General features: G+C 37.0%; 18 protein-coding genes and 2 other annotated features. Of the genes, 4 read left to right on the forward strand and 14 right to left on the reverse strand.

The genetic code is table 11. The features are described 5' to 3' along the window. Window positions 1–91: 91 nt before the first annotated feature. From MHB74_RS21405 to MHB74_RS21415, 3 genes are all read left to right on the forward strand, one after another. Window positions 92–2,839, forward strand: coding sequence for a S8 family serine peptidase (locus MHB74_RS21405; protein ID WP_061677246.1), 2,748 nt, complete (start codon window positions 92–94; stop codon window positions 2,837–2,839). Between the two features lie 220 nt (window positions 2,840–3,059). Beyond that, window positions 3,060–3,288: a binding site (T-box leader), on the forward strand. Between the two features lie 50 nt (window positions 3,289–3,338). Beyond that, window positions 3,339–3,566, forward strand: a binding site (T-box leader). 163 nt (window positions 3,567–3,729) lie between these two features. Further along, window positions 3,730–5,484, forward strand: a complete 1,755-nt coding sequence (locus MHB74_RS21410; protein ID WP_061677244.1) for an aromatic amino acid hydroxylase — start codon at window positions 3,730–3,732, stop codon at window positions 5,482–5,484. After that, window positions 5,465–5,779: a 4a-hydroxytetrahydrobiopterin dehydratase gene (locus MHB74_RS21415; RefSeq protein WP_016086202.1), complete on the forward strand. Its 315-nt coding sequence runs from the start codon at window positions 5,465–5,467 to the stop codon at window positions 5,777–5,779. The genes MHB74_RS21410 and MHB74_RS21415 overlap by 20 nt, the downstream gene beginning before the upstream one ends. A gap of 15 nt (window positions 5,780–5,794) precedes the next feature. On the opposite strand, the gene MHB74_RS21420 is transcribed toward MHB74_RS21415, so the two are convergent. Both MHB74_RS21420 and MHB74_RS21425 read right to left on the reverse strand, forming a co-directional pair. Then, complete coding sequence (locus MHB74_RS21420; RefSeq protein ID WP_061677242.1) at window positions 5,795–6,652, reverse strand: VOC family protein; 858 nt, start codon at window positions 6,650–6,652, stop codon at window positions 5,795–5,797. 20 nt (window positions 6,653–6,672) lie between these two features. Then, on the reverse strand, window positions 6,673–7,077 hold the full coding sequence (locus MHB74_RS21425; protein WP_061677240.1) for a DoxX family protein: 405 nt from the start codon (window positions 7,075–7,077) through the stop codon (window positions 6,673–6,675). A 156-nt stretch (window positions 7,078–7,233) separates the two neighbouring features. Here MHB74_RS21425 and MHB74_RS21430 point away from each other — a divergent pair, with 156 nt between their 5' ends. Next, a complete protein-coding gene (locus MHB74_RS21430) occupies window positions 7,234–7,779 on the forward strand; it encodes a helix-turn-helix domain-containing protein (RefSeq protein WP_061677238.1) in 546 nt (181 codons plus the stop codon). Window positions 7,780–7,813: 34 nt separating this feature from the next. Here MHB74_RS21430 and MHB74_RS21435 read toward each other — a convergent pair whose 3' ends face one another. From MHB74_RS21435 to mtnN, 12 genes are all read right to left on the reverse strand, one after another. Beyond that, window positions 7,814–8,191 (reverse strand): MaoC/PaaZ C-terminal domain-containing protein, encoded by a 378-nt coding sequence (locus MHB74_RS21435; RefSeq protein ID WP_061677236.1) that lies wholly within the window; start codon window positions 8,189–8,191, stop codon window positions 7,814–7,816. A 109-nt stretch (window positions 8,192–8,300) separates the two neighbouring features. Then, a complete protein-coding gene (locus MHB74_RS21440; RefSeq protein ID WP_061677234.1) occupies window positions 8,301–8,759 on the reverse strand; it encodes a GNAT family N-acetyltransferase in 459 nt (152 codons plus the stop codon). 56 nt (window positions 8,760–8,815) lie between these two features. Continuing rightward, window positions 8,816–9,322, reverse strand: coding sequence for a GNAT family N-acetyltransferase (locus MHB74_RS21445; protein WP_000469127.1), 507 nt, complete (start codon window positions 9,320–9,322; stop codon window positions 8,816–8,818). 309 nt (window positions 9,323–9,631) lie between these two features. Continuing rightward, a complete protein-coding gene (locus tag MHB74_RS21450; protein WP_061677232.1) occupies window positions 9,632–10,027 on the reverse strand; it encodes an ankyrin repeat domain-containing protein in 396 nt (131 codons plus the stop codon). Next, window positions 9,994–10,812, reverse strand: a complete 819-nt coding sequence (locus MHB74_RS21455) for an ABC transporter ATP-binding protein (RefSeq protein WP_061677229.1) — start codon at window positions 10,810–10,812, stop codon at window positions 9,994–9,996. Before MHB74_RS21455 ends, MHB74_RS21450 begins: the two co-directional genes overlap by 34 nt. Next, the gene (locus tag MHB74_RS21460; protein ID WP_061677522.1) at window positions 10,799–11,827 is read right to left on the reverse strand and encodes a FecCD family ABC transporter permease; all 1,029 of its coding nucleotides are present in this window, start codon (window positions 11,825–11,827) and stop codon (window positions 10,799–10,801) included. The genes MHB74_RS21455 and MHB74_RS21460 overlap by 14 nt, the downstream gene beginning before the upstream one ends. Window positions 11,828–11,832: 5 nt before the next feature. Continuing rightward, the gene (locus MHB74_RS21465) at window positions 11,833–12,780 is read right to left on the reverse strand and encodes an ABC transporter substrate-binding protein (protein ID WP_061677227.1); all 948 of its coding nucleotides are present in this window, start codon (window positions 12,778–12,780) and stop codon (window positions 11,833–11,835) included. Between the two features lie 157 nt (window positions 12,781–12,937). Next, window positions 12,938–13,165 (reverse strand): YrhC family protein, encoded by a 228-nt coding sequence (locus MHB74_RS21470; RefSeq protein WP_061677521.1) that lies wholly within the window; start codon window positions 13,163–13,165, stop codon window positions 12,938–12,940. Window positions 13,166–13,291: 126 nt separating this feature from the next. Then, on the reverse strand, window positions 13,292–15,895 hold the full coding sequence (gene adhE / locus MHB74_RS21475; RefSeq protein WP_061677225.1) for a bifunctional acetaldehyde-CoA/alcohol dehydrogenase: 2,604 nt from the start codon (window positions 15,893–15,895) through the stop codon (window positions 13,292–13,294). A 259-nt stretch (window positions 15,896–16,154) separates the two neighbouring features. Next, a complete protein-coding gene (locus MHB74_RS21480; protein WP_061677223.1) occupies window positions 16,155–17,288 on the reverse strand; it encodes a bifunctional cystathionine gamma-lyase/homocysteine desulfhydrase in 1,134 nt (377 codons plus the stop codon). 3 nt (window positions 17,289–17,291) lie between these two features. Continuing rightward, window positions 17,292–18,215, reverse strand: a complete 924-nt coding sequence (locus MHB74_RS21485; protein WP_061677221.1) for an O-acetylserine dependent cystathionine beta-synthase — start codon at window positions 18,213–18,215, stop codon at window positions 17,292–17,294. A gap of 82 nt (window positions 18,216–18,297) precedes the next feature. After that, a complete protein-coding gene (gene mtnN / locus MHB74_RS21490) occupies window positions 18,298–18,993 on the reverse strand; it encodes a 5'-methylthioadenosine/S-adenosylhomocysteine nucleosidase (RefSeq protein WP_061677219.1) in 696 nt (231 codons plus the stop codon). Between the last annotated feature and the right edge of the window lie 7 nt (window positions 18,994–19,000).

The following is a 19,000-nucleotide window of genomic DNA, read 5'->3' on the forward strand; positions in this document are numbered from 1 at the left end:
ATAGTTTAGCCAACATTCAATTTTATATTTCATAACAAAAATGTAAGATAACTTTTCTGAATATTGGCACTTTTTATTAGGGGGAGTTTCAATGAAAAAAACTACATCTGCACTATTAAGTATGGCGCTTGTCTTTTCTAGTTTTGGAGCTTTAAGCGCGCATGCTGAATCGCTGCAAAAAGAGAAGCAATTTAGTCCACAGTTAAAGGCAAATATTGAGCAATGGGGAGAAAACAAAATCGCGCAAAATGTTGAAACAAAAACATCAAAAGAAATTTCAGTCATTGTAGAATTACAACATGCTCCGCTCGCTTCACAAAGTAACATTCAGCATGCTCCAGATTTAAAAAATGGAAATGTGCAATCATACCATGCACAACTAAAAAAAGCACAAGAGGATACTACAAAGAAAATTAAAGAAAAAGCACCCAAAGCAAAGATAAAAGAAACGTATAGTACGTTATTTTCTGGATTCTCTATTTCTGTACCAGGAGATCAAATTGCTGCTCTAGCTTCTTTGCCTGAAGTAAAAGCTGTTTATCCGAACTTAACATATAAATTGCATGAAACAGCAAAAAGCGCTACTAAAGAAGAAGCGCCAAATATCGGCGGACCGACAATCGGTGCTCCTGAAGCATGGAATTTAAAAGATCCATCTGGCAAACCGCTTGATGGAAAAGGTATGAAAGTCGCTATTATTGATTCTGGCGTAGACTATACACATCCTGACTTACAAGCAAATTATATCGGTGGCTATGATGCAGTCGATGAAGATAATGATCCGATGGATGGGAACGTACATGGTACTCATGTAGCTGGCATTATTGCTGGTAACGGAAAAATTAAAGGCGTTGCTCCAAATGCGTCTATTCTAGCCTATCGTGTGATGAATGATAGCGGTACTGGTACGACCGAAGATATTCTTCAAGGTATTGAGCGCGCGATTCAAGATGGCGCTGACGTTTTAAATTTATCTCTCGGTCAAGATTTAAATGTCCCTGATCAACCTGTAACAATGACGTTAGAACGTGCAGCAAAACTTGGTGTTACTGCAGTCGTTTCAAATGGAAATGATGGACCAAAGCCTTGGTCTGTTGATGCTCCTGGTAACGCGAGTAGCGTCATCTCTGTTGGTGCATCTACTGTTTCTATTCCATTCCCAACATTCCAAGTAGCTGGTTCTAATAAATCTTATCAAGGATTACCATTATCAAAAGCAGACTTCCAAGTAGGAAACGATGCTCAGCTTGTCTATGTTGGCTACGGTAATTCTAGCGATTACGCTAAACAAGATGTGAAAGGTAAGTTCGCCCTTGTTTTACAAGGAACTTCGAGCACGTTAGTAAAGGCAGAACAAGCAAAACAAGCTGGTGCTCTCGGCGTGCTATTAATTTCTAATGAAAAAGAAATTAATATTATGCCCGAATATTTTGGACGTGAAGATATAGCTCTTCCAGTTATGCAACTATCCAATACAAATGGCGAAGAGTTGAAAAATTTAATTACAAAAAGAAAGAAAAATATAAAGATTGGACAACCAAATAAAACCGAACTGATTGGTAACTTCAGTTCAAGAGGACCATCACAAGGAAGTTGGCTCATAAAACCTGATGTTGTTGCACCTGGCGTACAAATTACTAGTACAGTACCAAGAGGCGGCTATGAATCTCACAACGGAACAAGTATGGCTGCGCCACAAGTAGCGGGAGCCGTTGCCTTACTACGTCAAATGCATCCTGATTGGACGACAGAACAATTAAAATCTGCTCTTGCCAACACTGCAAAAACATTAAAGGATGTCAATGAAAATACATATCCTATCATGGCACAAGGATCAGGTTTAATTAACATTCCAAAAGCAGCTCAAACGGATGCGTTAGTGAAACCGAACAACGTAAGCTTCGGTCTTATTAAACCAAATAGCGGCAAACTGAAACTAACACAAAATATTACGTTAGAAAATCTTTCTAACAAAAAGAAAAACTTTTCAACTCGTATTGAATTATTAGATACAAAAACAAAAATCCAGACTTCTTTCCCTTCTTCAATTAGTTTGAAACCGAATAGTAATATTGAAAAACCTTTTACTATTACTGTAGATAGCTCCTTACCACAAGGCGTATATACAGGGAATCTGTATGTAAAAGAGCAAGGGAAAACTGAAGAAATGCGTATTCCATTTACATTTAGCATCGATCCGAAAGAATACAAGCGTATTGATGGCCTTGAAATCGTTAATTCTACTTTCAGTCCAAATAATGACAACATACTAGATGACAACCTAATCAATTACTATTTAGTTACACCAGTTGAAGATATAGCGTTTCATGCCAATTTAATTACGAAAGACCGTGTGACATATCAAGGCACGGTATATCAAGGTAAAAACGAAACACCAGGTTATAAATCTTTCAAATGGAATGGTACAAGAACTGACGGATCACCGTTGCCTGATGGCTTATACCAAATCGAAGCTGTTGCTTCTAACTCTGGTGGAGAAACAAAGCAAACAGGAGCTGTGTTTGTTGACCGAACAGCACCTAAGTTAACGCACGAAGTTGATCAAGAAAACCTCATAATTAGAGGGAAAGTTGACGATATTCTACTCGATTGGATGACAGAATCCGGTTGGATTGCACCTGGTATTCCAGTGAGAATGCAATATGAGATTAACGGAAATGGTGTATGGGAGAGTGCGTTCCTAAACACTTGGGAGAAAAACTACGAAATTTATTTCGATCGTAATCAATTACAACAAGGAAAGAATACAATTCATATTGTTGCAACAGATGCAGCTGGAAATACAACTAATTTAAATGTTGATTTAGAAATGAAATAAAGTGAAACTTTAATCAGTGGCGATTTCATTCATCCCCACTGATTGTTAGCCTTCACCAATCGGGGTTCACGAGTAGTTAGTCTCCCATCTAACTTCTTTACTCCCACCGAATTTTGAGGTAGGAGTTTTACCGCTCATTAACATGGGATAAAAAATTTTTATTGACAATTTTTTTAATATAGTTTTTTAATACAAAACATAGTTTAGTTGAACGAATTATATATCGGCTTTGAAGGAATACTAGTAGCGACTTATATCACTGTCTCAGAGAACTGATGGTTGGTGCGAATCAGTACATATACAAGCGTGAATTACAATTCTGGAGCTTCTTTCCCGTAATGCTTTTTATGCATGAAGAGAAAGACGGATTTTTCCGTTATCGTAAAGTGAGTGGTAAACAATTAGTTGTTTACAAATAGGGTGGTACCGCGATTTTTATCGTCCCTATCGGATTTTCCGATAGGGACTTTTTTGCGTCCAACCTCTTACACAATTTCATATATACGCGTTGAAAGAATCGCAGTAGTATCTTATATCCCTGTTACAGAGAGCTAATGGTCGGTGGAAATTAGCACATATATAAGTATGAATTACAATTCTGGAGCTTCTTTTTCGTAGTGCTTTTATGCATGAAGGAAAAGACGGAATTTTTCCGTTATCATTAATTGAGATGTAAGTATATTTTCACTTACAAATAGGGTGGTACCGCGATTCTTTCGCCCCTATCGGATTTTCCGATAGGGGCTTTTTCTATTTCTCACAGAAACAGATGTTAAATAATTCCGAATCTTATGATAAAATTTTATAAGCGCTTACAAAAAATGAAAGGAGGTGATACAAGCTATACGAAATCGATATTCAATTTTATTGAAAAAAAGGAGGATGTCTAAATGACAAAGAAAACAGAAATTCCATCGCATTTAAAACCATTCGTATCCACACAACATTATGATCAATACACACCGGTGAATCACGCTGTGTGGCGTTATATTATGAGACAAAATCATAGCTTCTTAAAAGACGTTGCTCATCCAGCCTACGTGAACGGACTACAATCATCTGGTATTAATATAGATGCAATTCCAAAAGTAGAAGAAATGAATGAGTGTTTAGCACCAAGTGGCTGGGGCGCTGTAACGATTGACGGACTTATTCCCGGCGTAGCATTCTTCGATTTTCAAGGACACGGATTACTACCGATCGCAACAGATATTCGGAAAGTAGAAAATATCGAGTACACACCAGCTCCAGATATCGTACACGAAGCAGCAGGACACGCACCGATTTTACTTGATCCTACATATGCAAAATATGTGAAACGTTTTGGGCAAATTGGTGCAAAAGCTTTCTCTACAAAAGAAGAACATGATGCATTTGAAGCTGTTCGTACATTAACGATAGTAAAAGAAAGCCCTACTTCTACTCCTGATGAAGTTAAGGCTGCTGAAAATGCTGTAATTGAAAAACAAAACTTAGTTTCTGGTTTATCAGAAGCTGAACAAATTTCACGTCTTTTCTGGTGGACAGTAGAATATGGATTAATTGGAAATATAGATGATCCAAAAATATATGGTGCTGGCCTCCTTTCTTCTGTTGGCGAAAGCAAACATTGCTTAACTGACGCTGTAGAAAAGGTTCCATTTTCTATCGAAGCATGTACAGGGACAACTTATGACGTAACAAAAATGCAACCACAACTATTTGTTTGTAAATCCTTTGAAGAATTAACAGATGCGCTTGAAACATTTTCTAAAACGATGGCCTTTAAAACAGGTGGAAAAGAAGGTTTAGAAAAAGCAATTCGCTCCGAGAACTATGCAACAGCTGAGCTAAATAGCGGATTACAAATTACTGGTACATTTAGCGAGACAATTGAAAACGATGCAGGTGAATTAATTTACATGCGAACAAATTCGCCAACGGCATTAGCGCTTCATAATAAACAGTTAGCGAATCATTCTACTTCTGTACACAGTGATGGATTTGGAACACCGATTGGATTACTCACTGAAAATATTGCATTAGAAACTTGTACAGACGAACAACTACAATCATTAGGAATTACAATTGGAACTATCGCTGAGTTTACTTTTGCAAGTGGTATTCATGTAAAAGGAACAGTAACAGATATTGTAAAAAACAATAAGAAAATTGCTCTTATTTCCTTTATCGATTGCACAGTTACTTATAACGCCCGCGTTTTATTTGATGCTTCATGGGGCGCATTTGATATGGCTGTTGGCTCACAAATCACTTCAGTATTCCCAGGTGCCGCAGATGCAGCAGCATTTTTCCCAATGGATGAAGAAGTTCAAGAAATTCCTGCTCCACTTGTACTGAATGAACTTGAACGTATGTATCAAACAGTTCGAGATATTCGAAGTGAGGGGATCTTACACGACGCGCATATCGATCAATTAGTAGCAATTCAAGAGGTATTAAATAAATTTTATGCGAAAGAATGGTTGCTGCGCCTTGAAGTATTAGAGTTACTTTTAGAGCATAACAAAGGGCATGAAACATCGGCAACATTACTACATCAACTTTCTACTTTCACAACTGACGAAGCTGTAACACGCCTTATTAACAATGGTCTTGCGTTACTTCCAATAAAGGATGTGAAAAATGATGCTACGATTAACTGAGGAAGAAGTTCAAGAGGAATTATTGAAGGTAGATAAATGGATGGTAAAAGATGAGAAATGGATTGAACGAAAATATATGTTTTCCGACTACTTAAAAGGAGTCGAATTTGTCTCTGAAGCCGCCAAACTATCAGAAGAACATAATCACCACCCATTTATCCTTATCCAGTATAAAGCAGTCATTATTACTTTGTCATCTTGGAATGCAAAAGGTTTAACGAAACTAGATTTTGAGCTTGCAAAGCAATTTGATGAACTATTTTTACAAAACGAAAAAGCAATTATAAGAAAGTAAAAAAGAGAAGCCTTTTTAGGCTTCTCCTTTTACTTTGAATTGGATACAATGTCCAAATGGATCCTCGACTTGCAATATTCCATCTTTGTACGTAGCAATCTTGCCAATATTTTTTAAACTTTCACATACTTGCTCTTTTTGTTTTTCATCCGCTAGTACAATTGTGAAATATTTCAAGCCAACGGAATTTGGCATTTGCGGTGGTATTCCTTCACCTTGCCACGTATTTAAACCAATATGGTGATGATAGCCACCTGCCGATACGAACAACGCGCCATTACGAGCTGGGATTGTTACTTCAAAACCAAGACCATCCACATAGAAACGTTTTGCTTCTTCTAAATCAGCTACATGGAAATGAACATGCCCCATCACAGTACCCGCTGGAAAACCATTCCACGCACTTGCTTGTTGTAATAACTCTTCACCAGCTAACGGATTGCTAACAAATGGTAGTTCTCCATTCTCATCACGCCAAACTTCTTTTTGGCGATCATGATAAATTTCAATCCCGTTTCCATCTGGATCAGCTAAATAAAGGGCTTCACTAAAGTAATGGTCGGCTCCGCCGTGCAGTGGATATACCATTTCTACAAGATGACGAAGAATATTCGCTAAATCCTGTCTACTTGGTAATAAAATTGCGTAATGATATAACCCCGTTCTCCCTCTTTGCTTTGGTATGGCTTCTTTCTTTTCTTCAATGATAAGGAGTGGTTCGTTATTTTCATTCCCAAATGTAACAACCATTTCATCTTCTTTTAGTACTTTCATACTTAGTACTTCTGTATAAAACTCTAGTGATTTCTTTATATTTGATACATATAAATGAACAACATCAAGTGTTGTGTCGGGATGAAGTTGAAAACTCATCTTGTTAGCCCCCATTTCATTTAGTTCTTCTTTAACATTTTCTCTTTTAAGAAATTATCTACAAAACCGTCTGCTTTCGCAACAAATAAGTACGCACCCATCGCTAACAATGCAAGCTCTAATTCGAAGCCAGGATTTTTTCCATCTCCTAATAAACCAGCTGACCATTTTACTTTCACAATTGCTCCAACCATAACAAGTGCAAATAATAATCCAATATATCTTACTCCTAGACCTAGTATTAACAATATACCACCAACTACTTCCGCTGTTGCTACGCCGTATGCAAGTCCTCCTGGTAAACCAATGCTTGTGAACCACCCTGCAATATTGTCAATCCCCGATTGGAATTTTGTTAAACCGTGCATAAAGAACGTTACCCCTAACACGATACGAATAATTAAGTTACCGATATGTTGATTCATTTCATTCTCTCCTTTATAGTTTTCTTATACAAAACTTTTATTTACATTACAAAACATACACTACTTTTTTTTATTCGTCAATTCATTTTCACTGGGAAAATATATATTTTTTTTGCTATGATACAAATAGTTGTTTACAAAAAGGAGCTTGATTTTATGAATATTGGTTCTGCAATACGTGAAATTCGTCAACGTAGAGGCATAACAATCGCACAAATTTGTGAGGGAACAGGTCTTTCTAAAGGATTTATGAGTCAGGTTGAAAATAATAAAACTTCACCATCTATCTCAACTTTAGAAACGATCTCCAATTTTTTAAACGTTCCTCTTCCTTATTTATTGTTAGAACAAAAAGATCGATTGAAAGTTGTCAAAAAGGTAGAGCGTAAATACAGTGTATACGGAAAAGATGAACAAAGAATTGAACATGTTGCAGAGCAAGGTGGCCTTCGCCTAAATCTCGTAGAAATTCCTGCTGGGTTTCCGAAAGAAAACACACCAAATGCCCATGAGGGGGAAGAGTGTCACCTTGTATTACGCGGAAAACTAGAAGTTCAACACGGAGAAGATATTGCAATTGTAGAAGAAGGTGATTCTTTCTCTTGGAATGCATGTGTTCCTCATATCGTTCGTAATATAGGAGACGAAACGGCATTATTACTCATCTCTAGTCATGCAGAAAATCGAAAACGTGTTTATTAAATAAAAAAGAAGCCTGTAAATTAGGCTTCTTTTTTTATCCCCTTATAACTCCATAGCTTGTACCAACTAGTACAGTCTTTTCGTGTTGATTGCGATAAACTGACTCGATTGAAACCTTTTTGTATCCTTCCATCTGTTCAACATTTGTTAAAGTCAATTCACAAGTGACCGTATCCCCTGTAAAAACCGGTCTAATAAACTCACTTACTAATTCTCTTGCTATGTAATGTAATTCTTCGCCTACTTTCGTTCCAATACTAGCAGTCAATAAACCATGAACCATTAAACGTCCATTTTCATCATATTCCATATGATGCCTGCCTTTATCTCCTGTAATATTTGCAAATTCAAAAACCTCTTCCTCAGTAAATCTTCTTTCATATTTAAATACATCCCCAACTTTTACATTCATTTTTATCCCCCTGACAATAAACAGAATTTTCTTTCATTTTATCATAAAATGAGTCTCAGTTCAGTTTATATTATTAAAATAGTGATCCTTTTTCTACACTACCTTACTTTTATCGGTGCCCATCTTTTTTTGCTGCTTGATACCCGTAGTACGCACATGTTCCATTTCTTGATAACTCCCTCACCTCAAAGCCACAACTTCTATAAAAATCAAAATTACTAGCCGATGTATGCGCAAACCAATCGCCATGTGGTAGCTTTTGCAAACAAAGAGCGACAAGTTTCTTACCTAATCCCTTCCCTCTATATTCACATTTCACAACTAAATTTACTATGTTCGCGACCATAATTCCATCAGAAATGACTCTAACCATTGCAATCATCTCTTCTTCATCCCAAATTGTGAATGCCCATGTTGAATTTTCAAATGCTATCGTGAATTTTTCAATTTGCCAGGAAGGGATATCATCATTGCTCCAACCGGCATCTTCGAATAAAGTTTTAATTGCATATGCAGGTACACCATTCGTTCCCTCACGAATAATAAGTCCATTATGATAAATATACATGTAATCCCCCCTTTATTTTTATATACCATTCTTCAAAAGATGCAATTTACCCTTTTTCATCCAACGCGCTTAATGGAATAAACGAGAACATCCATACCATGAAATGAAGTTGTTTTCTCATAACTAAGTCCTGTTTTTCTAGCAACAAAGATGGAGGCCGGGTGGTCCGGATTAATAAGAGAAATTAGTTTATTCATTCGTAACGCTTGGAAGCCATAGTCTCGAAACGCTGCCGCTGCTTCTTTCGCATACCCTTTTCCCCAATACTGAGGCAGTAACCAATACCCAATTTCAATTTCCTCTTTTCCATCTATCTGCTGCTTTACTAATCCTGCATGACCAATTCGTATTCCTGTTTCCTTTTCAATCAATACAAATAAACCAAGGCCGTTTTTATAGCTAGGAATCACCCACTCCTCCAAACTTTTTTTACATTGCATATATGTTTTTAACGTCCCATTTCCAATATAGCGCATTACCTTCTCATTTCCCCATAGTGAAGCGTAGAACTGTAAATCATCCATTGTATATTTACGAATTTGTAAACGATCTGTATGAAACATCTCTGCACTCCTTCCCACTCATTTGTGCTTAACTACACGACCATGTTTTGAATATATACTAAATGTTACTGTCTATTATAAAGGAACTAGCAACAAAATACAGAATATTCAATCTCAAAAGAATTAAAAAAAGGCAGTAGACAAATATTGTCTACTGCATCCATATCATAACTAGCATAAAGAAAACTACAATTGAGGGGGGTGTAGGATTTTCAAATATACTAGATACTTATCCCGTTCTAACGGGCGGTAAACTTTTCAATTATATGAAAGTGAAAAGTTTACCGCACATAAGAACCTTTGCGGTCATTAAGAGAGTACCGTTAAGTACTCAAACACACGCTGCGCTTTTTCTCCACCCATTCGTGCATGTTGAAGAAGGGAAATACCATGTGGACCCGATGCACGCAATGCCTCTGGTTGTGCCACTAAAATAGCTTGTACGACTTCTAATTCTCCAAGCATCGCGGCTGCGAAAATATCCATTCGAGCACCCTTTTCTAGTAAATAGAGAGCAATATCCTTACGACCTACATGTGCCGCTGCTCCTAACGCACTTTCCCAATCTGATCCGCCCCAATTGTAAGAGGCATGAAGTAAGCTTGGTGATTCAGCCAACAGTTCTTGTACTTTTTCTAAATCTCCGTGAGCTGCCATAACAAATTCTCTTACTAACTCAGTGGTAATACGTTCTTCTGTTCGCATCGCGATTCTCTCCTTTTAGAAATTCTTTTCGGTGTAAAAAATGGCTTGTCGCTTCCTTGAAAAATATCTACCTCGATGCCGAACACACGTTGAAACATTTCATGACATAACACTTCTTCTGGTATACCGTCATACTGAAGCTGCCCTCGCTTTAATACAAGTAAACGATCACTATATTGAGCCGCTTGGTTAATATCATGTAAAACCATTACAATTGTCATGCCAAACTCCTCGTTTAACCGTTTCACAAGTTCCATCACTTCCAATTGGTGAACGATATCCAAAAAAGTTGTTGGCTCATCTAATAATAAGACATTTGTACGTTGTGCTAGCGTCATTGCAATCCAGGCACGTTGTCTTTCTCCTCCTGATAAAGATTGTAAAAGACGATATTCATACCCTCCAAGATTTGTAACTGACAATGCCCAATCAACAATTTCTTCATCTTCTTTATTTAAGCGACTGCTCCATGATTTATGAGGGCCTCTTCCAAATTCAATTAATTCTTTCACTGTTAAATCTAATTGATGATCATGCATTTGTGGTAACATCGCTAATTGCTTCGCTACATCGGCACTTTTCATCGTATGAATATTTTTTCCATCTAGAATGATATCCCCTTCGCTTTGTTTAAGTAGTCTTGCCACTAAACGAAGCAAAGTAGATTTTCCAGATCCATTCGGCCCAATTAAACTAACGACCTCTCCAGCTTTAATATGTACATTCATATTTTGTATTTGAAATCTTTCAGAATGTGCGTAAAACACTTTATTAACGGAAATCACGTTGTTTTCCTCCTCTATGAATTAAATATAAGAAGAACGGACCGCCTAAGAAGGATAATAAAATACCAACAGGCAATTCAATTGGATCGAACCAACTTCGAGCTATCGCATCCGCGAAAACAAGTAATATCCCTCCGCCAAGACATGATAATGGCAATAAATATTTATAATCATTTCCAACTAATAAACGTAACATATGTGGTACGACAAGACCGACAAATCCAATAAGACCAGAAACACTAACCGCAATTCCAGCTAATAATGTACTTACGACTATTAAATAAAACCGGCTTCTCTCCACGTTATGACCTAATAATTTCGCCATTTCATCTCCAAGCATTAACACTCGAATATGTTTAATACCAAAGAAGGCTAATATAATAGCGAATATTGCATAATAAATAATCATGTTTAAATGTGCCCAACTTACACCACCAATGCCACCTGCTAACCATGGCAACACGGATTGTACTTTATCACTATGTAATAACATTAACGCTGACGTGGCTGCACCAATTAATGCATTGATTGACACACCTACTAAGACAATCCTTGAAGGTGGTGCCCCCTTTTGCCATGATAAAGCATAAATGACCATCGCCGTTATGAAAGCTCCTAAAAATGCTCCGAGCGGTAAAAAAGCCATATGCTGAGGGAATAAAATCATAATTACAATTGCTACAAGGCCTGCTCCAGATGAAACCCCGATTATACCAGGATCTGCAAGAGGGTTTCTCATAACCCCTTGTAGCAGGGCACCAGATGCTGCTAAACATGTTCCTACTATAAATCCAATGAGCACTCTCGGTATACGAAGATCCCATACAATTCGATGAACTGTCGAATCTTCATCTTGTATCCCTATCAGAATATCTCGTAATGAAAAGGATAAACTTCCTGCGAAAAGGCCGTAAAAAAGACCTAAAATCGTTAATACTACTAAAGTAACTGCTACTATCCATCTTTTTTTCGCAAAAGGATGTTCCTTTTCCCTTACTACTTCACTACTTTCCATACGTATCATTTCCTTACATCTTGTATACTTTTATACATAAAGTCCATCGCTTCTGTAACTTTTGTTCCCGGATTTGATCCAAATAAGTCGGGGGGCAAAATCACTACACGATTTTGTTTTACTGCATCTAAATTTTTCCACGCTTCATTTTTCATCATTTCGCCTTCAAATGCTTTTTTAACGCTACTTGGATCTCCATGTGTAATTAAATAAATCACATCTGGATTTGCCTCAATAATACGTTCTACACTTAACTGCGCATATTGCGGATATTCCTTCATTTCCGGAAATTCAGCTGCAATATTTTTCCCGCCTGTTTTTTCTAAAATATCACCTGATAAAGATGTTGGTAATGCCGCTAAATAAGTACCTGGTGCTCCATACACTAGCAATGCTTTCACATCGCTTTTTTTCTCATATGTCTTCATTTGATCATTAATCTTTTGGTTAAGTTCTTTTGCTTTATCCTCTTTCTTCATAATTGTTCCGTATAATTCAATATTCTTTTGAATATCTTGTACAGAATTTGCAGAAGAAATCATTACTTTCGTTCCTTGTCCTTCAACCGTTGGAATATTCTTTTGAAACCCATTATTAGCAATAAGTACATCCGGCTTTAAGCTAGCAATTTGCTCAAAATTCGGCTGATGCGCATTCCCGATTACTCGTACTTTCTTTATATCCTCTGGAAGAGTTATTTTTGCATCCGGACGACCTACTATTTTTCCGCCTAACGCATGAATAATATTCATGTCACCCATACTTAATGTTGCAAAACTCTCTGGCACTTTATCGAATGTTACCTTTCTTCCTGACAGGTCGGTAACTTCGATTTTCTCTTTTCCTTTTTCTGTTTTTGTTGCAGATGCTTTTTCGTTTTCCTTTGCATTGCAACCTATTAACAAGAAAAAAATAGATAAAATCGCTGTGAATAGCGTAATAGATTTTTTCATTCTTTCACCTCTAACTGATAATGATAATCATTAACTACTATTCTACTTTAATTGATAAGGATTATCATTGTCAATATAAAACGCATACATTTTCTAGAAAAAACAAAAAGCGTTACAAAAAGGATTCCTTCTTTTTGTAACGCTTTATTTATCAATATTATTCACATTCGTTTCCCTCTAACTCGTCTCGCATCACTTTCACACGCTGGAAGAAAAAGTAGGATAAACTTAAAAATATAACGATGCTCCCCATCATAACAAAAGATTGTATTGCTTCTTTTGCTCCATTCGGAATCAACAAGCCGACCATTAACAATGTACTTACAGCGAGAAGGATTTGTCCGAACCGAGTATAATCTGCTATTTTTTCTTGCAATTCTTTCATCATATTCTCACTCCTCCATTTCACTGTATCATATTCTATTACACTTAAAGACAAGTAAATACAGACATTCTGGGAGATGTTTTCCAAATGAAAAAGAGCCGCTTTATCGCGACTCTTTCATAAGCATTACTCCCCTTTATATGCTTCCATATAAATTTCTTTGAGCTCTGAAATAAGAGGTAATTTGGGATTAGCTGTTGTACATTGATCTTCAAAAGCTCTTTCTGCTAATAATCCAACAACCTCTTCAAACTGCTCTTTAGCAACTCCTTGTCCCGCAATACTCATATTAATATTTAAACTTTTTCCAAGTTCAATAATTGCTTGGACGAGTGATTCCACGCCTTCCACTGTTGAGCTCGCTGGAAGCCCGAGCATTCTCGCAATATGTGCATAGCGTTCATCAGCTACAAAGTGCTCATATTTTGGGAACAATGCGTGTTTTCTTGGCTTAATAGCATTATAGCGAACTACGTGCGGCATAAGAATTGCATTCGCACGCCCATGCGGAATATGAAATTCTGGTCCAATTTTATGTGCTAAGCTGTGGTTAATACCTAGGAAAGCATTTGCAAATGCCATCCCTGCGATTGCAGAAGCATTATGCATTTTTTCTCGTGCTTCTTCGTCATTTCCATCTTTAAATGCTCTTGGTAAATATTTAAATACGAGATCAATGGCCTTTAATGCTAATCCATCTGTATAGTCATTTGCTAGAACAGACACATACGCCTCGATTGCATGCGTTAATACATCCATACCAGTGTCTGCTGTTACATGTGGTGGCACTGTCATTACAAACTGTGGATCAACAATTGCTACATCCGGTGTTAATTCATAATCTGCGAGTGGATACTTTATATTATTTTTCTTATCTGTAATAACCGCGAATGGTGTCACTTCTGATCCTGTTCCTGATGTTGTTGGAATAGCAACAAACTGTGCCTTACTCCCTAATTCCGGATATTTACATGTACGTTTTCTTATATCTAAAAACTTCTGTTTAATTCCATAGAATGTTGTTTCTGGGTGCTCATAGAAAAGCCACATCCCTTTCGCTGCATCCATCGCTGAACCACCACCAAGTGCAATAATTACATCTGGCTTAAAACTTCTCATCATTTCCGCCCCTTTAAAGACAGTTTCATCTGATGGATCTGGCTCGACCTCAAAGAAAACTTCAACTTTTACATCATTTGCATGTTTACGTAAATAATGCGTAACCGTATCTACATATCCGTGCTCAACCATTCCTGGATCCGTTACAATAAATGCACGTGAAATGTTAGGCATATTTGTTAAATATGCTGTCGCATGTTTTTCAAAATAAATTTTTGGTGGCAATTTGAACCACTGCATATTCTTTTTTCTATTTGCCAACCTTTTTATATTTAATAAATGCGTCGCTGTTACGTTTTGAGAAACTGAATTTTTCCCATACGAACCGCAACCAAGCGTAAGTGATGGAATAAATCCATTATATATGTCACCGATTCCACCTTGTGATGAAGGGGCGTTTACAATAAGACGGCAAGCTTTCATACGTAATCCAAATTGCTTTTGTACTTCTTTACTTGTAGAATGAATGACTGCTGAATGTCCTAGGCCACCAAGGTCTAACATGTCTTCGCAATATATAAATCCCTCTTCTAGTGAATTTGCTTTTACACAAGCTAATACTGGACTCAGTTTCTCACGAGATAGTGGATATGCTGCTCCGATACCTTGTATTTCAGCTACAAGCATTTTTGTATTTTCAGGCACAGTAATTCCAACTAATGCGGCAATGTACTGTGCGGATTTCCCTACAATATCACTATTTACTGCACATGTATTTTCATTAATAACAAGCTTTTCTAATTTTCTTCTCTCTTCTTCTGTTACAAAGTAACAATTGTTTGCAATCATTTCTGTTTTCACATCATCATAAATTTCCTTGTCTACAATGATTGCTTGTTCTGATGCACAAATCATACCGTTATCAAATGTTTTTGATAAAATTAAATCATTAACAGCTCGTTTTATGTGCGCTGATTTCTCTATATAGCATGGTACATTACCAGGACCTACGCCTAGCGCTGGTTTTCCAGTAGAATAAGCTGATTTCACCATACCTGCTCCTCCAGTTGCCAAAACAAGCGCAACACCTTCATGGTTCATTAATTGTTTCGTTGCTTCGACAGAAGGTTTTTCAATCCACTGAATACAATGTTTTGGTGCACCGGCCTTCACCGCTGCATCGTATACTGTTTTCGCCGCTGCAATGGAACAGTTTTGTGCTGAAGGATGAAATGCGAAAATAATTGGATTTCTCGTTTTTATCGCGATTAACGCTTTAAACATTGTTGTCGACGTTGGATTCGTTACTGGCGTTACCCCAGCTACTACACCGACAGGTTCCGCAATTTCTATTATTTCTTCATGAGGATCTTCATGAATAATCCCTACTGTTTTATCTTTTTTTATGCTATGCCAAATATATTCAGTAGCAAAAATATTTTTAATACATTTATCTTCATATACACCACGACCCGTTTCTTCAACAGCCAACTTCGCAAGCGGCATATGTTGATCAACACCTGCTAATGCCATTTCATGAACAATGTTGTCAATTTGCTCTTGTGTAAAACTTTCTAATGCTTGTAAGGCCTTTTGACCGTTATTCACTAACGTATCAATCATCTCTTTTACTTCCTGCATTTCATTTACAACTTTCTCTTTGACTACCATGTAAATTCCTCCTATTCTGCTAACGTGGACTAAATAAGACCCTATAGGTCATAATAAGTCCCGATTAGCGCAAAAAAAATAGAGTTGCTTTCCTACATGAACCTCATTGTTTGTGAAATATTTCGCAAGTTTGTTCGTGAGTAACACTTCATGAACTTAATATACATGAAACTATTTCATTTGTGTATGTCTATTTTGTGAATTTTTTCACAAAATAACGTAATAAAAATGCACTGCCTATATAAGCAGTGCATTTTTATTATGCTAACGCTTGTGCTAAATCTTCAATTAAATCTTCACCGTCTTCAATACCGACAGAAATACGAATTAATGTATCTGTAATTCCTAATTCTTTGCGGCGATCTGCTGGGATTGATGCATGTGTCATTTGAGATGGGATAGAAATCAAACTTTCTACTGCTCCTAAACTTTCAGCAAGTGTAAAGTATTGTAATTTCTCTAGTACTTTATTTAATGTTTCTTCACTATCTACATCAAATGAGATAATAGCACCAAATCCATTTGCTTGTTCTGTTGCTAATTCATGGTTTTGATGTGATGCAAGACCTGGATAATATACTTTATTTACTTTTGGATGGTTATTTAAAAACTCAGCAATTGCACGTGAATTCGTTTCATGCTCTTCCATTCGAATTCCTAATGTTTTTAAACCACGAAGTAGTAAGAAGCTATCTTGCGGGCCAAGAATGCCTCCTGTTGAGTTTTGTACAAAATGAAGGTCTTCTGCTAATTGCGGGCTATTTACAACTACTAGGCCTGCAACTACGTCACTATGACCTCCTAAATATTTCGTTGCACTATGAAGTACAATGTCTGCTCCTAAAGAAATCGGCGACTGCCAATATGGCGTCATGAATGTATTATCGATAATTGTTAATAAATCTTTCTCTTTAGCAAGAGTAGATATTTTCTTAATATCAGTAATTTTCAGTAATGGGTTCGTTGGTGTTTCCACATAAATCGCTTTCGTGTTTGGACGAATTGCTTCTACAACTTCCTCTAGATTTGTTGTATCTACAAATGTATGCTCAATACCGAAGCGGTTTAATACTTTTGTGATAACGCGGTACGTTCCACCATACACATCATCTGTTAAAATAACGTGGTCACCTTTTGAGAACAACATAATTGTAGCTGTAATAGCAGCCATTCCTGAACCAAATGCAAAACCAGCATGACCGTTTTCTAATACAGCAATCATTTCTTCTAAAGCTGCACGTGTTGGGTTTCCTGTACGTGAATATTCATATCCTTGATGCTTACCAACTGCTTCTTGTTTGTACGTACTTGTTTGATAAATCGGTACATTTACAGATCCAGTTGAAGGTTCTCCTATGCGAATACCATGAATTAACTTTGTCTTTGCTCTCATTTTTTATTCCCATCCTTTGTATATGTCTTTACTTAAATAGCGCTCACTACTATCAGGAAAAATCGTTACAATGTTTGTACCTGGCGCCGCTTTCTCTGCTTCAAGTAAACTTGCATGAAATGCTGCTCCTGACGAGCTCCCAACAAGAAGTCCTTCTTTTTGGGCTAATTCCTTCACTCGTAAAAATGCATTTCGATCAGAAATTGTATGAATTTCATCAAAATAAGATGTTTTCAAAAATGGTGGGATGAATTCAAGGCCAATCCCTTCTGTTTCATGCGAACCAGCTTTACCACCATTTAAAATGGACCCTTCTGGTTCCACAATAACCGTTTTTATATCTACATTTTTTTCTTTCAAATAAGATGCAGTCCCCATGAATGTACCACCAGTTCCTGCTCCAGCAACAAATATGTTAATCTCTCCGTTCAGTGCCAACCAAAGTTCAGGACCTAGTGTTTTGAAATAAGCACGCGGGTTTGCTTCATTCGCAAACTGACTTGGAGAGTACGAATTCGGTATTTCATTTACTAATTCTTTTGCTTTCGCAATTGCACCAGTCATTCCTTGCTCAGTTGGTGTATGCACAACCGTTGCGCCTAGTGCTTTCATTAATTCTTGTTTTTCAATACTAAATTTCTCTGGTACACAAACAATAACGCGTAAATCATGTTGTAACGCTGCAAGTGCCAGTCCAATACCAGTATTTCCAGCAGTCGGTTCAATAATTGTTCCACCCTGGGTAACAAGCCCTTTTTCTAGTGCATCTTCGATTAATTCTCTTCCTAAACGGTCCTTAACGCTTCCACCTGGGTTATAAAATTCAAGCTTTGCAAATAAACGGACCCCTTCTGGAAGTGAAAAACGAGTAATTTCTACAATTGGTGTATGACCAATCAACTCATGAACTCCACGATATACATTCATCGTGTTCTCCCCCTTATTTGCCAATAAAGAAAAGGCAACTGTATGTATTTTCTTTATATGAGACAGTTGCCTTTTTGTTACATTACTTTAACTCTTCTAGTACTTTTACGATAAAGTTTGTAGAATGAAGAGCTGCTTGATCTAAAAATTGATCAAATGAAACATTTGATTCTTTACCAGCAATATCAGAAAGTGCACGAATAATAACAAACGGAACTTCATATTGGTGGCATACTTGTGCAACAGCTGCTGCTTCCATTTCTACTGCATAAAGATCTTCAAATTTATCACGAATTGCTGCAACGCGGTTCGGATCACTCATAAATGAATCACCTGTTGCAATCATACCTTTTACAACTTGAATATTTTCTTCTGCCTGCATACATTTCTCAGCTAATGCAACTAATGCTTCATCAGCTTTGAATCCAGGCGGCATTCCTGGTACTTGACCATACTCATAGTTAAATACTGTTACATCTACGTCATGATGACGAACTTCTGTTGAAATAACTACATCTCCAACATTTAGAGAATGATGGAAGCCACCAGCTGAACCAGTATTAATTACTTTTTCAGGCTTATATCTTTCTAATAAAATTGTCGTTGACATCGCTGCATTTACTTTACCAATACCAGACTTTAACAAGATTACTTCATGTCCTGCTAATTGTCCTTTCGTAAATTCACAACCCGCAACCGTTTCTGTTTCTGCTTGTTCTAATTTGTCACGTAAAATACGTACTTCTTCTTCCATTGCTCCAATTACAGCAATTCTCAATCTAATC

The organism is Bacillus sp. FSL K6-0069 (assembly GCF_038007785.1).
GTDB classification, from domain to species: Bacteria; Bacillota; Bacilli; order Bacillales; family Bacillaceae_G; genus Bacillus_A; species Bacillus_A mobilis.

What these genes read in the sequence shown, in the direction of transcription:
- MHB74_RS21435 (WP_061677236.1), bottom strand. Translation starts at nt 8,191, where the DNA reads ATGAATGTAAAAGTTGGGGATGTATTTAAATATGAAAGAAGATTTACT.
- MHB74_RS21430 (WP_061677238.1), top strand. Translation starts at nt 7,234, where the DNA reads ATGAATATTGGTTCTGCAATACGTGAAATTCGTCAACGTAGAGGCATA.
- MHB74_RS21450 (WP_061677232.1), bottom strand. Translation starts at nt 10,027, where the DNA reads ATGCGAACAGAAGAACGTATTACCACTGAGTTAGTAAGAGAATTTGTT.
- MHB74_RS21460 (WP_061677522.1), bottom strand. Translation starts at nt 11,827, where the DNA reads ATGGAAAGTAGTGAAGTAGTAAGGGAAAAGGAACATCCTTTTGCGAAA.
- MHB74_RS21420 (WP_061677242.1), bottom strand. Translation starts at nt 6,652, where the DNA reads ATGAGTTTTCAACTTCATCCCGACACAACACTTGATGTTGTTCATTTA.
- MHB74_RS21480 (WP_061677223.1), bottom strand. Translation starts at nt 17,288, where the DNA reads ATGAGAGCAAAGACAAAGTTAATTCATGGTATTCGCATAGGAGAACCT.
- MHB74_RS21465 (WP_061677227.1), bottom strand. Translation starts at nt 12,780, where the DNA reads ATGAAAAAATCTATTACGCTATTCACAGCGATTTTATCTATTTTTTTC.
- MHB74_RS21470 (WP_061677521.1), bottom strand. Translation starts at nt 13,165, where the DNA reads ATGAAAGAATTGCAAGAAAAAATAGCAGATTATACTCGGTTCGGACAA.
- MHB74_RS21440 (WP_061677234.1), bottom strand. Translation starts at nt 8,759, where the DNA reads ATGTATATTTATCATAATGGACTTATTATTCGTGAGGGAACGAATGGT.
- MHB74_RS21425 (WP_061677240.1), bottom strand. Translation starts at nt 7,077, where the DNA reads ATGAATCAACATATCGGTAACTTAATTATTCGTATCGTGTTAGGGGTA.
- MHB74_RS21405 (WP_061677246.1), top strand. Translation starts at nt 92, where the DNA reads ATGAAAAAAACTACATCTGCACTATTAAGTATGGCGCTTGTCTTTTCT.
- MHB74_RS21445 (WP_000469127.1), bottom strand. Translation starts at nt 9,322, where the DNA reads ATGTTTCATACAGATCGTTTACAAATTCGTAAATATACAATGGATGAT.
- adhE (WP_061677225.1), bottom strand. Translation starts at nt 15,895, where the DNA reads ATGGTAGTCAAAGAGAAAGTTGTAAATGAAATGCAGGAAGTAAAAGAG.
- MHB74_RS21410 (WP_061677244.1), top strand. Translation starts at nt 3,730, where the DNA reads ATGACAAAGAAAACAGAAATTCCATCGCATTTAAAACCATTCGTATCC.
- MHB74_RS21415 (WP_016086202.1), top strand. Translation starts at nt 5,465, where the DNA reads ATGATGCTACGATTAACTGAGGAAGAAGTTCAAGAGGAATTATTGAAG.
- MHB74_RS21485 (WP_061677221.1), bottom strand. Translation starts at nt 18,215, where the DNA reads ATGAATGTATATCGTGGAGTTCATGAGTTGATTGGTCATACACCAATT.